Source organism: Pseudomonas sp. Marseille-Q8238 (assembly GCF_965111915.1).
The window spans coordinates 916,739-928,833 of record NZ_CBCOPI010000001.1 but is presented as its reverse complement, the minus strand read 5'-3'; the positions used below and the strand labels follow the sequence as shown (position 1 = coordinate 928,833).

Sequence of the window (12,095 nt, the reverse complement as noted above, 5' to 3'; positions counted from 1 at the left end):
CGTCTTTGTCCCGGAGTTTCCGGGGCGCCCATCATAACAGGACGGTCCAGGCCAAGACAGCCAGCCGTCACAGGGACGCTAGCCGCCATGCAAGTGAAACACCTGCTGCTGATCGCAATCCTCGCAGTCACCGCCGCGTGCTCCTCCAACAAGCCGGAAGTCGACGAGAACCTGAGCGAAGCCACGCTGTACCAGCAGGCCCAGGACGATCTGAACAACAGCAGCTATACCAATGCGGTGGCCAAGCTGAAGGCTCTGGAGTCCCGTTACCCGTTCGGTCGCTATGCCGAGCAGGCGCAGCTGGAACTGATCTACGCCTACTACAAGAACAGCGAGCCGGAAGCTACCAAGTCCTCGGCAGAGCGCTTTATCCGCCTGCACCCGCAGCATCCCAACGTCGACTACGCCTACTACCTCAAAGGCCTCGCCGCCTTCGACCAGGACCGTGGCCTGCTGGCTCGCTTCCTACCGCTGGACATGACCAAGCGCGACCCCGGTGCAGCCCGTGACTCGTTCAACGAGTTCGCCCAGCTCACCAGCCGCTATCCCAACAGCCGCTACGCCCCCGACGCCAAGGCACGTATGGTCTACCTGCGCAACCTGCTGGCTGCGTACGAGATTCATGTCGCCCACTACTACCTGACCCGCCAGGCCTATGTTGCCGCCGGCAACCGCGGTCGCTATGTCGTGGAAAACTTCCAGGAAACCCCATCGGTCGGTGACGGTCTGGCCGTCATGGTTGAGGCCTACCAGCGCCTGGAAATGAATGATCTGGCTGCCACCAGCCTGGAAGCGCTGAAACTCAACTACCCGGATCACCCAAGCCTGGTCGACGGCAACTTCGTACCGCGTGAGAAAGAAGCCGACAACCGCTCCTGGCTGGCCAAGGCCACCCTGGGCCTGATCGAATCCGACACCCCGCTGCCACCGGGCGAAACCCGTGCCAGCCAGGATGTGATCCGCCAGTACGAAGATGCCGAAAACGAGATCCCGGACGACCTGAAGCAGAACAGTAGCGAAGTTGAAGAGCAACGCAACGAAGCTGAAGGCAATTCCAGTGATCGTTCCTGGTTCAGCTACATGACCTTCGGTGTATTCGACTGAAAACGTAGCAAATAAAAAGGGAGGCTCAGGCCTCCCTTTTTCATGCCTGTCCTGCGGGCCGGGTGGAAACAATCGACAAGGTGTAACGGCAACTGCTGCACTCGACCTGCGTCCTTGGCTAAACTGCCCGCTTACCCTTACAAAGAGCACGCCATGGTCCGCCTGTTGTTCTGGATAGCCTTGATCGCAGCAGCCGTATGGTTGTGGCGACGCTTCAAGGCCTCGCAGCGCCGCCCCAATCCACCAACCGAGCAGGACGCCACACCCATGGTGCGCTGCGCACATTGCGGCGTACACATTCCCCGCCACAAGGCCCTACCCCAGCAACAGCACTGGTACTGCAGCCAGAATCATCTGCAGCTAGGCGCCAAGCACGGTGGATAAAGACGCCCTGGCCTTGAGCGGTGCACAAGGTCGCCGCGCCTTCTGGCTCTATCACCTGTATCGCCTGACGGTGGGCCTGGCCCTGGTGATACTGGTCTCCAGCGACCTGGACAACGACCTGCTCGACCTTGCGCATGCCGATGTATTCCGCGCTGGCAGTTGGGCCTATCTGATCAGCAGCGCACTGCTAGCCGCCCTGGTCCGACGCCCCCATCACCTGCTGCAGGTGTTCAGCCTGGCACTGATCGACGTGATCCTGCTGTGCATGCTGTTCTATGCAGCCGGCGGCACCCCCAGCGGTATCGGCAACCTGGTGATCGTATCGGTAGCGATCTCGAACATCCTGCTGCGCGGCCGAATCGGCCTGCTGGTCGCTGCAGTCGCCGCCAGTGGCATGATCTACCTGACGTTCTATCTCAGCCTGCGCCAGCCAGCCGCCGTCGCTCAATACGTGCAGGCTGGGGCGCTGGGAGCGCTTTGCTTTGCCGCGGCCTTCGTCCTGCAATGGCTCAGCAAACGCTTGCAACAAAGCGAAACCCTGGCCGAGCAGCGCGCAGCCGACGTCGCCAACCTGGAGGCACTCAACGCGCTGATTCTGCAACGCATGCGCACCGGCATTCTGGTGCTGGACAGCCAGCATCGCGTTGTCCTGGCCAACCAGGGTGCACTGACCCTGCTGGGCAAGAATGACATCGAAGGCAAAGCCCTGGCCCTGCGCAGCCCCGAACTGTTCAAACGCCTGCACCAATGGCTGCACAACCCCACCTTGCGCCCGCAAAGCCTGCAGGCCGCAACCGATGGCCCCTTGTTGCAACCCAGCTTCGTACCCCTGCAGCGCGCCCACCAGTTGCACACACTGATCTTCCTCGACGATATCTCGCAGATCACCCAACAGGCTCAGCAACTCAAGCTTGCCGGCCTGGGCCGCTTGACCGCAGGCATCGCCCACGAGATCCGCAACCCGCTCGGCGCAATCAGCCATGCGGCGCAGTTGCTTCAGGAGTCAGATAGCCTGGAGGGCGCAGATCGCCGCCTGGCGCAGATCATCCAGGATCATTCGCGGCGAATGAATTTGGTGATCGAAAACGTTCTGCAACTCTCTCGCCGACAACAATCCGAACCACAACTGCTGGACCTGAAATACTGGCTGCACCGCTTCGCCAGTGAGTTCCGCAACTCCGCATCACTGGACCAGACTCTCCACCTGGAAGCCCATGGCAGTGGCCTGCAAACCCGGATGGACCCCCACCAACTGACCCAAGTCTTGACCAACCTGGTGCAAAACGGCCTGCGCTACAGCGCCCAGACCCACCAGTTAGGCCAGGTCTGGCTCAGACTGTTTCGTGATGCGCAGAGCGACCTGCCAATCATCGAGATACTCGACGATGGTCCGGGCGTCTCGCCAGACCAGTTGCAACACATCTTCGAGCCCTTCTACACCACCGATAACAAAGGCACTGGCCTGGGCCTGTATATTTCCCGTGAATTGTGCGAGAGCAACCAGGCCCATCTCGACTACAAGCCACGCGATGGCGGCGGCAGTTGCTTCCGCATCACCTTCGCCCACCCACGCAAACTGAGCTGAACATGAGCATCCGGCAAAGAGCCCTGATCGTCGACGACGAGCCCGACATCCGCGAACTCCTGGAAATCACGCTGGGCCGGATGAAGCTCGACACCCGCAGTGCGCGTAACGTCAAGGAAGCCCGCGAGTGGCTGGCGCGTGAGCCCTTCGACCTGTGCCTGACTGATATGCGCCTACCAGATGGCACCGGACTGGAGCTGGTCCAGCACATCCAGCAACGCTATCCGCAGGTACCTGTGGCGATGATCACCGCTTACGGCAGCCTGGACACTGCAATCAATGCACTGAAAACCGGCGCCTTCGACTTCCTCACCAAACCTGTCGACCTCACCCGCCTGCGCGAACTGGTCGCCACGGCCTTGCGCCTGCGCACCGCAACGGATGACGATGGCCCGGTCGACACCCGTCTACTGGGTGATTCACCACCCATGCGCGCACTGCGCAACCAGATCCAGAAGCTCGCACGCAGCCAGGCACCGGTCTACATCAGCGGCGAGTCCGGCAGCGGCAAGGAACTGGTCGCCCGCCTGATCCACGAACAGGGACCACGCAGCGAACAACCCTTCATTCCGGTCAACTGCGGCGCCATTCCCTCAGAACTGATGGAAAGCGAGTTCTTCGGCCACAAAAAAGGCAGCTTCACCGGCGCCATCGAAGACAAGCAGGGCCTGTTCCAGGCGGCCAATGGCGGCAGCCTGTTCCTCGACGAAGTGGCCGACTTGCCACTAGCCATGCAGGTCAAGCTGCTGCGTGCCATTCAGGAAAAGGCCGTGCGCAGCGTCGGCGGGCAACAGGAGCTGGTGGTCGACGTGCGCATCCTTTGCGCCACCCACAAGGATCTCGCCGCCGAAGTGGCAGCCGGGCGCTTTCGCCAGGACCTGTTCTATCGCCTCAACGTCATCGAACTGCGGGTGCCGCCCTTGCGCGAGCGCCGCGAAGACATCCCCCAACTGGCTGAAACCATCCTCCGCCGCCTGTCCGAAGGCTCCAGCCAGTCGCCAGCTCGCCTGAGCGATAGCGCCTTGGAGAAGCTCAAGAGCTACCGCTTCCCCGGTAACGTTCGCGAGCTGGAAAACATGCTGGAGCGCGCCTACACCCTCTGCGAAGGCGAAAAGATCAGCGACAGCGACCTGCGCCTGGCAGACGCCAACTGCTCTGCCGATCTCGGCGAGGGCTCGCTAGCGCAGATCGACAACCTGGAAGACTACCTGGAAGACATCGAGCGCAAGCTGATCATGCAGGCTCTCGAAGAAACTCGCTGGAACCGCACCGCTGCGGCACAACGATTGGGCCTGACCTTCCGCTCGATGCGCTACCGCCTGAAAAAGCTTGGCCTGGACTGATCAGACCAAGCTCATCAGCCTTCGCCTTTACCCCAAACGTCCCTGCGGAGAATAAGGCGCCGGATCGATGATCGGCTCCCGCCCCAGCATCAAATCCGCCAGCAGGCGACAAGATGCCGGTGCCAGTACCAGCCCATTACGGTAATGCCCGCAGTTCAGCCACAAGCCCGGATGCCCAGGCACTTCGCCAATGAATGGAATGCCTTCGGGCGAACCCGGTCGTAAACCGGCCCAGTGCCCAACCACCTCGGCATCCGCCAACGCCGGTAGCAATTCCTGCGCCGATGCCTTGAGGCTGTTCAGCGCAATGTCGGTCGGCGTCTTGTCGAAACCGGCATGTTCCAGCGTGCTGCCCACCAGCACATGCCCATCACGCCGAGGGATGGCATAACGTCCCTTGGCGAGGACCATGGCCGGAAGGAAATCCTCTGCGCACTTGTACAGAATCATCTGACCTTTGACTGGTTCAACGGGGAGCTTGATGGCAAGGCGCCCCAACAACTCACCACTCCATGCACCTGCCGCGATCAGAACATGCTCAGCCTGAATATCCCCCTGCTCAGTCCTTACGCCGCGAATCCGGCCATCCGCACGGAGAAAGCCACTGACGCCAGACTGCTCAACAATATGGACATTGCTCATCAATTCTAACGAGGCCCGGAGCGAGCGAACCAAACGCGGATTTCTCACATTGGCCACATCCGGCATGTAAATCGCGCTGGAAAACCCAGAACCAAGTGGCGGCACCGTGGCATAAACATCCTTGATGGGAATAGGTTGCAGAGATCGCCTCTGCTGCCCAGCCCAAGCCAATGCGGGTTCTTCGTCATCAAGATCAAGCCAATACAACCCCGTTACATGCACCTCGGGATCGATAGTCGTTTCGCTGCGAAGCTGCCCCGCAAGAGCGGGGTAATAGTCCTGCGACCAATGAGCCAATGCCGTTACCGCCGGACTATACCGCCATGGGTAGAGCGGGGAGACGATGCCCCCTCCCGCCCAGGACGCCTCACGTCCGACCGCCCCCTGCTCTACGAGAAGTACCTTTCGACCACCTGCTGCCAGCATACGGGCACTCAGCAACCCGATCACCCCAGCACCAACCACCACGACATCTGCCTTGGAAAAAAACTTGCTGCCTGCCACCCCAAACCTCTTCTCTGAGCACACGTCATGACCACAGCGCACCGAGCCAGCTCAACGCGCTTCACCTATTACCCACTCATTACACCCGGATAGGCTGAACCAGCAGAACGCCCTCAAAAGCAGCAACCCCAGTTTTAGGGCATCACAAAAAATCGCCTAAAGCGAAGCAGCTCACATAACACGATGTCGGCCTCACCAAAGCAAAAGCCCCATCTAAACTGTGATCGCGCCCACCGCAGGAAGCGAAGGGCATCCTCATGAACGCAAGGACGCGTAGACAATGCCAAAGTCACAAGGCCATACCCTGCCCGAGCTTATGATCTGCCTGTTGATCGGCAGCCTACTGCTAGGGCTAGCGACCCCCTCATTCAGCTCGTTACTGCAAAGTAATCAGAAAACCCAACAAACCAACCATTTACTCGGGCTGCTGCATTATGCCCGCGGCACTGCCGTCTTGGACAAAAGAACAGTCACGCTCTGCACGGGTACCACCCAATGCGTCAAAACAGAAAAATGGAGCGACTCTCTTCTGATTTTCGTGGATGCCAATGGCAATGGTGTTCGGGATGATGGAGATATCCTTCTGCACCAAGCCACATTGGAGAAGGGCTATTCATGGCACTGGGCAAGCTTCCGTAAACGCCCTCACCTCACCTATCAGCGTGATGGATCAACGCGGGCGCTGAACGGCACCTTCACACTCTGCAAAAACAACACGCCACTTCATCAGATAGTCATCAGTCTCTCTGGACGAGTACGTACGCAACCCGTCGAGTCAGGCCGATGTTTCTGACCGGCAACTCGTCGCCCCATCGGCTCGTCTGTCTGCCATAACCAGCTACTTCCACAACCTTGGGTTAGATTTCCATTGCATCTACCAAGGAACACAGCATGCGGCCCGATAAAGGATTCACCCTGATCGAACTGATGATCGTCTTGGCCATCATCGCGATTCTGGCAACTGTTGCAGCACCGAGCTTTCGCGGCTTGATACTCGACAATCGTTTGAGCGGAACCTCAAACAATATATTGGGGGCTTTGCAGATGGCTCGCAGCGAAGCTGTAACGCTACGCTCCGCAATCAAGGTTTGCGCTGCGAACACCGCACAAACAGCCTGCGAAAACAGTACCGACTGGTCCAAAGGGGTGCTGATCATGCGGGGCACTACGCTTTTGCGAGTCATCCCCTCCGCTAATACCGATGTCAGCGTAGCCGCCTCATTGAAAGAAATTGTTTACCAGGGCAACGGCACTACCCATGCGGCCACTGTTACTGTGAGCGATAGTCGCCCCGCCCAGCGAGTCATCAAAGTCAATGCCATTGGCCAAGCCTGTAGCGGAAGCGCTTGCTCATGAAGAATCTACACAACGCCCGTGGTTTCACCCTGGTTGAAGTCCTGATTGCCCTTGTCATCCTTGCTATTGGTCTACTTGGAATGGCGACACTGATGATGAGCAGCCTGCAGTCGAGCCAAGGCGCATACATGCGCAGTCAGGCCAGTCTATTAACGTATGACATCGTCGAACGGATGCGCGCCAATCGCGAGCAAGCGCTTACCAGCGATGCGTACGTAGTGACTAAAAACGCTGCAGCAACCAGTAACCCTAATTGCAAAGGCAGTGGCTGCACCCCGAGCAACCAAGCTCGGCAAGACCTTTACGACTGGCGAAAAGCCCTGGAAGACAATATTCCCGGCTCAAAAGCCAGCATCGCTCGCGCAAACACCAATGAATACACCATCGAGATAGAGTGGTCGGATGCAGGCCGAGCACTCGAAAAGAACGGTGACGCGGACACTCCCTCATCCTTCAACTTGAGGGTCAATCTATGAAGCAGCAGCAGGGCCTTTCCCTTATCGAGTTGATGGTCGCCATCGTCATCAGCTCGCTACTCATTCTCGGTGTCGTGCAACTGTTCAGTAATTCAACAGCATCTGATCGCACCAATACAGCCGTTGCCAGGGTACAGGAAAGCGGCCGAGTAGCGCTCGAGATCATTGGTGCCGATGCCCGAAGGACTGGCTATCAAGGTTGCAGCTCTGCGGCCAACGAGCTCACTGTTGGCGGAATAAAATTCCCCAGCCAAGCGCTAAAAGCTTCCAACAAAAGCGTCACCTTTAACTACGCCAGCACGGAAAGTGGCGGAACTGCGTTTGGTACCAACAAGACCTGTGATGGCAATGCCCTTTATCTGAAGTCGGTGACCTATAAGCAGTGCGCTAACGGCACCAGCATCTGCATGAATGACGACCCAATCCTGGATAACAGCACAATCACGGCAATCGATTTCGGTATTACTGCGTCCGGCTCCACCTCCTGGAAAGAAAGCGCCAGCGTCAGTGCAGCCGAGCTTGCCGACGCTCACTCAGTACGGATCACTCTAGAAATAAAAGAACCCCGTAACGAAGTGACACGCACGTTCACCAACACTTACGAACTCAGGAATCGCCTCTGATGAATGCCCGCTCCCAACAGTCCGGCATGGTGTTGTTGATCAGCCTGGTACTGCTTCTGATGCTGACACTTATAGCCATTGCGGCTGCCCACCAGTCGTCTCTGCAAACCCGTATGGCTGCAAATAGCCAACAGCAGAACATTGCCTTCCAGGCGGCAGAAAGCGGTCTCAGTGCCTGGATAAAAACTTATGAAAGCTCCCCACAGATTGCCGCGATTTCAACCAGCGGAAATCTCGACGACGGCAATAGAGTTCCCTATCAGGCCAGCGCAGCAGCGCCAAGTAATTGCTGGGATGTAGTGCCCGCCTACTCGCTGAACGCGGCAGAGGGCGACACAAGTTTCCAATACGCCTGTTTCAATATCGAAAGCCGTAGCAAAGCCTGCGCAGATGCGGCCTGCAAAGACATCGACAATCCGGCTCGCGCCGAACACTTCCAGGGACACCTGGTGCGTTATTAAGCACGGAGAGATTCAATGAACGCACATCATTTTCTACGTAGCGTCGCGGCTTCTGCGCTCGCTTCGACCTTGATACTTCAGGCTGCTATTGCTCACGCCGACGATACCGAGATTTTCTTTGGTGGCTCAGCCATCGATGAAGGCATTCGCCCCAACGTGCTCTTCATTCTTGATGACTCGGGCTCCATGCAAGGCACACGGATGACCCAGCTGAAGACTGCCTTCGGCACCATCATCAACAACGCCGGCAACATCAACGTCGGGGTCATGGCCATGAATACCAAATCCGGGGGCTCTCGCCTGCTTTCCCCGGTACAGAACATCAATGACTCCATCAACGTCAAGCTGGCCACTCCCGCGATCATCGCCAGCGGTGATGATGCCAGCCGCATCAATGGCTCAACGAATATTTCTGATGCCACTCTGGTGATGGGCCAAATACCTGGTGCAGGCGCCACCTACACTCAAGACTTGGGAGTAGGAAACGACAACTCTACCTATTACATCAAAGGCGGCTACAGTTGCTCAGCGAAGATCACCACTGCTCGCAGTAATTGTGACGCCGGCGGGAAAACCCAGCTCAATGCGCGTTCAGGAAGCGGAGCCGAGCGTTACACAGGCCTGTTTCTTTTTCGCAACCTCAATATCCCCAATGGGGCGACTATTACCTCCGCCAAGCTAACACTGACCGCTGTCAACACGCAAAACAGCAAGCCAGCTGTCACGGTGTCCTTCGAGAAAAGCAAGACTCCTGCCGCCTTCAACGACGCCAGTACATTTGCCGATCGCGACTTTTCCATTACTGCAACATTAGCCAATAGCAGCAACAAGCTCCTGACTCCCTGGACTAAAGACCAGCCTTTCGAGATCGATATAACCGACCAACTGACGCTGCTAAAAAGCCCGGAGCCAAGCGCCAATCCGATTGGCGACCTAGCTTTGCAGTTTCGCTCCACGACCAACAGTGACTATATCTACTATGTCGGCGACGCCCTCAATGCGCCGAAGCTGACAATTACCTACAGCACCACTACTGACACCTCCCGTGCGACCGGCTTGCGCTTCCAGAACGTTGCCATTCCTAGCGGCGCAACCATCACCTCAGCACGTATCGACTTCGTGCCAGCCTCATCAGATGACCGCACGGTGGTCTTTGACGTCTCGGCAGAAGATACAAGCGATGCCGCCGAGTTCACCCCAAGCAACGATTTCGTTAATCGAGCCAAGACCGCCCCTATCGACTGGAAACCAGAAGAATGGCGCACAGCTAGCCCACAGGTTCATGTCGAAGGCCCTACTGTTACTTCGCTGGTACAAACCATCGTCAACCGCAATGGCTGGTGCGGTAACAACTCCATGGCGTTTATCTTTAACCCCAAAAGCGGAACAGGCAGCCGTACTGCCTTCAGCGTTGATGCAGGGCTCGACCTGCAGCCGGTACTGAACGTGTCCTACACGGGTGGCACTAACGGCTGCCTTGACCCCATCCTTGACATCTCCGTGATCGACGGAAAGGACGATGCTCACCAGTCAGGCACTACCGTCAACCTGACGTCGACCACAATGCCCTTTTCCGCCAGCCATATTGCCACCCGCTATCAGAAGGTACCGGTCAAGCAAGGGGCCACGGTGAAGAGTGCTCAAGTTTTCGTAACTCCCAACAATACGACCACAGGGTCGACGACCATACAGTTCCAAAATATCGGGAACTCCGCGGCACTCACCACTGCCAACAACAATCTGAGTAACCGCACGCTAGGCTCGTCAACTACTTGTACCATCAGCCCCAGCACGGCTGGCACGCCCGTTGAAGCCAACTGCGGCACAGATGGAGTCAAAACACTGCTCCAAAGCGTTTTCTCACGCAGCGACTGGGCAGACGGCAACGCCCTGACCATGATGCTCAAGCCCACCACGAGCAACCTAGCCCTTCGCTCGCGCGACGCAGGTGCAACAAACGGCATTACCCTGCGTATCAAGCTCGCCTCTGGTGGCCTTGGGGCCAATAGCTACACCGTTCGCGACTATACCAACGGCATCGTCCAAGCACTCGCAGCCAATGGCGGCACCCCTATCGTGCCGACCCTGTATGACGCAGCTGGCTATCTGGTACAAAAGTCTGGCAAGCACGTCAGCAATGTGCCGAGTCCCATTACCAGCTCCTGCCAGGCCAACTACCTGGTGCTGCTCACCGATGGTGAGGCCAATGGCACCGACAACGCGTCAAAGAATGGTATTGCCTCCATGACAGGTAGTGCGTGCACAGGCGACTCGGGATACGACTCAGAGCGATGCGCCAGGACCCTTGCACAATGGATGGCAACCCAGAACGTCACAGACTTTGATGGCCTTAACACCATCACCACCCACACCATCGGCTTCAATACCAGCAGTAACGCACAAGCCACCGCACTGCTTCGCAATCTGGCCACATTGGGGGTGGAACAGCCTACCAGGCAGAAAACGCCAATGACCTGGCCACCGCATTCGACGATATCGTGCAAGCTGCGCTTGCCACCAATACCTCGTTCGTCAACAGCAGCGCACCGGTCAACAGCTTCAACCGCGCCGACAACCTGGACGAGCTCTACTTTGCCTTGTTCAAACCGTCTGAAACGGACCGCTGGGCAGGCAATCTGAAGCGCTACCGCCTGAGAACGGATGGTGATGTGGCCACCATCGTCGACGCCGACAACTCACCCGCCATCGACAAGAACACCGGTTTCTTCAAGAGCAACGCACGCAGCTTCTGGAGCACTACCCAGGACGGCAACGACATCACCAAAGGCGGCGCAGCACTCAAGCTGCCAGCACCTGCTAACCGCAAGCTGTTCACCTATCTGGACGGCACCATGCAAAACCTGATCACGACCAACAACAGCATCACCAAGGCAAGGCTTGGCGACAGCACGATGAGTGATACGGAAAGAGGCAACCTGCTCAGCTATATCCGTGGCTTCGATATCAACAACACGACGCCGCGGCAGGCCTTGGGGGATCCGATCCACTCCTCACCCAAACTCGTGACCTATGGCTGCAACGGCACGGTTACCAATGGCAAGTGCAGCAACCCGGACATCAGCGCCGTTATGGGCAGCAATGAAGGGTTTATCCACTCATTCAATACAACTACGGGGGTTGAGGAATATGCCTTTATGCCTGAAGCCCTGCTGCCAAACATCAAACAACTGAGGGGCGATTCCAAATCAACAGCGACCAAACCACGCCTATATGGCATGGATAACACGCTGACCATCTGGGCCAACGATGCTAACAATGATGGCAAGATCACCGGCAACGATTTCGTCTATGCCTATGCAACCATGGGTCGTGGAGGACGTAATCTCTACGCGCTCGACATTACGGACAGGAACAGCCCGAAGGTTCTATGGCAGATAATCGGCGGCGCCACAGCGGGCTTCGAAAAACTAGGTCAGACCTGGTCCGCCCCCGCTAAAACCAAGATAAAGGTCGGCGGCACCGTGCGCGATGTTCTGGTCTTCGGTGGCGGCTACGACGATGCTCAAGACACCCTGAATAATTCCACCAGCACCTATGCAGCCGACAATATGGGCAATGCTATCTATATCGTCGATGCCAAGACCGGCGCGAAGATA

General features: G+C 57.6%; 11 protein-coding genes. 10 read left to right on the top strand and 1 reads right to left on the bottom strand.

The window, feature by feature from the left end:
* Positions 1 to 87: 87 nt before the first annotated feature.
* The 4 genes from ACWPW0_RS04080 to ACWPW0_RS04065 all read left to right on the top strand — a co-directional run bounded on the left by ACWPW0_RS04080 (position 88) and on the right by ACWPW0_RS04065 (position 4,416).
* Entirely contained in the window at positions 88 to 1,104 is a 1,017-nt protein-coding gene (locus ACWPW0_RS04080) for an outer membrane protein assembly factor BamD (protein ID WP_447589253.1), read from the top strand.
* Positions 1,105 to 1,257: 153 nt separating this feature from the next.
* The gene (locus tag ACWPW0_RS04075; protein ID WP_447589251.1) at positions 1,258 to 1,488 is read left to right on the top strand and encodes a PP0621 family protein; all 231 of its coding nucleotides are present in this window, start codon (positions 1,258 to 1,260) and stop codon (positions 1,486 to 1,488) included.
* Complete coding sequence (locus ACWPW0_RS04070) at positions 1,481 to 3,073, top strand: ATP-binding protein (RefSeq protein WP_447589249.1); 1,593 nt, start codon at positions 1,481 to 1,483, stop codon at positions 3,071 to 3,073. The genes ACWPW0_RS04075 and ACWPW0_RS04070 overlap by 8 nt, the downstream gene beginning before the upstream one ends.
* 2 nt (positions 3,074 to 3,075) lie before the next feature.
* Entirely contained in the window at positions 3,076 to 4,416 is a 1,341-nt protein-coding gene (locus tag ACWPW0_RS04065; protein ID WP_454254507.1) for a sigma-54-dependent transcriptional regulator, read from the top strand.
* A gap of 27 nt (positions 4,417 to 4,443) precedes the next feature.
* On the opposite strand, the gene thiO is transcribed toward ACWPW0_RS04065, so the two are convergent.
* Positions 4,444 to 5,562 carry a glycine oxidase ThiO gene (thiO, locus tag ACWPW0_RS04060; RefSeq protein ID WP_454254506.1) on the bottom strand — a complete coding sequence of 373 codons (1,119 nt, stop codon included), beginning with the start codon at positions 5,560 to 5,562 and terminating at the stop codon, positions 4,444 to 4,446.
* A 280-nt stretch (positions 5,563 to 5,842) separates the two neighbouring features.
* Between thiO and ACWPW0_RS04055 the strand changes: the two genes are divergently transcribed.
* From ACWPW0_RS04055 to ACWPW0_RS04030, 6 genes are all read left to right on the top strand, one after another.
* Positions 5,843 to 6,355 (top strand): GspH/FimT family pseudopilin, encoded by a 513-nt coding sequence (locus ACWPW0_RS04055; protein ID WP_454254505.1) that lies wholly within the window; start codon positions 5,843 to 5,845, stop codon positions 6,353 to 6,355.
* A gap of 98 nt (positions 6,356 to 6,453) precedes the next feature.
* Positions 6,454 to 6,918 carry a GspH/FimT family pseudopilin gene (locus tag ACWPW0_RS04050; RefSeq protein WP_454254504.1) on the top strand — a complete coding sequence of 155 codons (465 nt, stop codon included), beginning with the start codon at positions 6,454 to 6,456 and terminating at the stop codon, positions 6,916 to 6,918.
* The gene (gene pilV / locus ACWPW0_RS04045) at positions 6,915 to 7,394 is read left to right on the top strand and encodes a type IV pilus modification protein PilV (RefSeq protein ID WP_454254503.1); all 480 of its coding nucleotides are present in this window, start codon (positions 6,915 to 6,917) and stop codon (positions 7,392 to 7,394) included. Before ACWPW0_RS04050 ends, pilV begins: the two co-directional genes overlap by 4 nt.
* The gene (locus tag ACWPW0_RS04040; RefSeq protein WP_454254502.1) at positions 7,391 to 8,017 is read left to right on the top strand and encodes a PilW family protein; all 627 of its coding nucleotides are present in this window, start codon (positions 7,391 to 7,393) and stop codon (positions 8,015 to 8,017) included. The genes pilV and ACWPW0_RS04040 overlap by 4 nt, the downstream gene beginning before the upstream one ends.
* Complete coding sequence (locus ACWPW0_RS04035; protein ID WP_454254501.1) at positions 8,017 to 8,478, top strand: pilus assembly PilX family protein; 462 nt, start codon at positions 8,017 to 8,019, stop codon at positions 8,476 to 8,478. Before ACWPW0_RS04040 ends, ACWPW0_RS04035 begins: the two co-directional genes overlap by 1 nt.
* A gap of 15 nt (positions 8,479 to 8,493) precedes the next feature.
* Positions 8,494 to 11,118, top strand: a complete 2,625-nt coding sequence (locus tag ACWPW0_RS04030; RefSeq protein ID WP_454254500.1) for a hypothetical protein — start codon at positions 8,494 to 8,496, stop codon at positions 11,116 to 11,118.
* Positions 11,119 to 12,095 lie beyond the last annotated feature (977 nt).

Coding starts and splice junctions, on each gene's coding strand:
- ACWPW0_RS04080 (WP_447589253.1), top strand. CDS start 88: ATGCAAGTGAAACACCTGCTGCTGATCGCAATCCTCGCAGTCACCGCC.
- ACWPW0_RS04075 (WP_447589251.1), top strand. CDS start 1,258: ATGGTCCGCCTGTTGTTCTGGATAGCCTTGATCGCAGCAGCCGTATGG.
- ACWPW0_RS04065 (WP_454254507.1), top strand. CDS start 3,076: ATGAGCATCCGGCAAAGAGCCCTGATCGTCGACGACGAGCCCGACATC.
- ACWPW0_RS04055 (WP_454254505.1), top strand. CDS start 5,843: ATGCCAAAGTCACAAGGCCATACCCTGCCCGAGCTTATGATCTGCCTG.
- ACWPW0_RS04050 (WP_454254504.1), top strand. CDS start 6,454: ATGCGGCCCGATAAAGGATTCACCCTGATCGAACTGATGATCGTCTTG.
- pilV (WP_454254503.1), top strand. CDS start 6,915: ATGAAGAATCTACACAACGCCCGTGGTTTCACCCTGGTTGAAGTCCTG.
- ACWPW0_RS04040 (WP_454254502.1), top strand. CDS start 7,391: ATGAAGCAGCAGCAGGGCCTTTCCCTTATCGAGTTGATGGTCGCCATC.
- ACWPW0_RS04035 (WP_454254501.1), top strand. CDS start 8,017: ATGAATGCCCGCTCCCAACAGTCCGGCATGGTGTTGTTGATCAGCCTG.
- ACWPW0_RS04030 (WP_454254500.1), top strand. CDS start 8,494: ATGAACGCACATCATTTTCTACGTAGCGTCGCGGCTTCTGCGCTCGCT.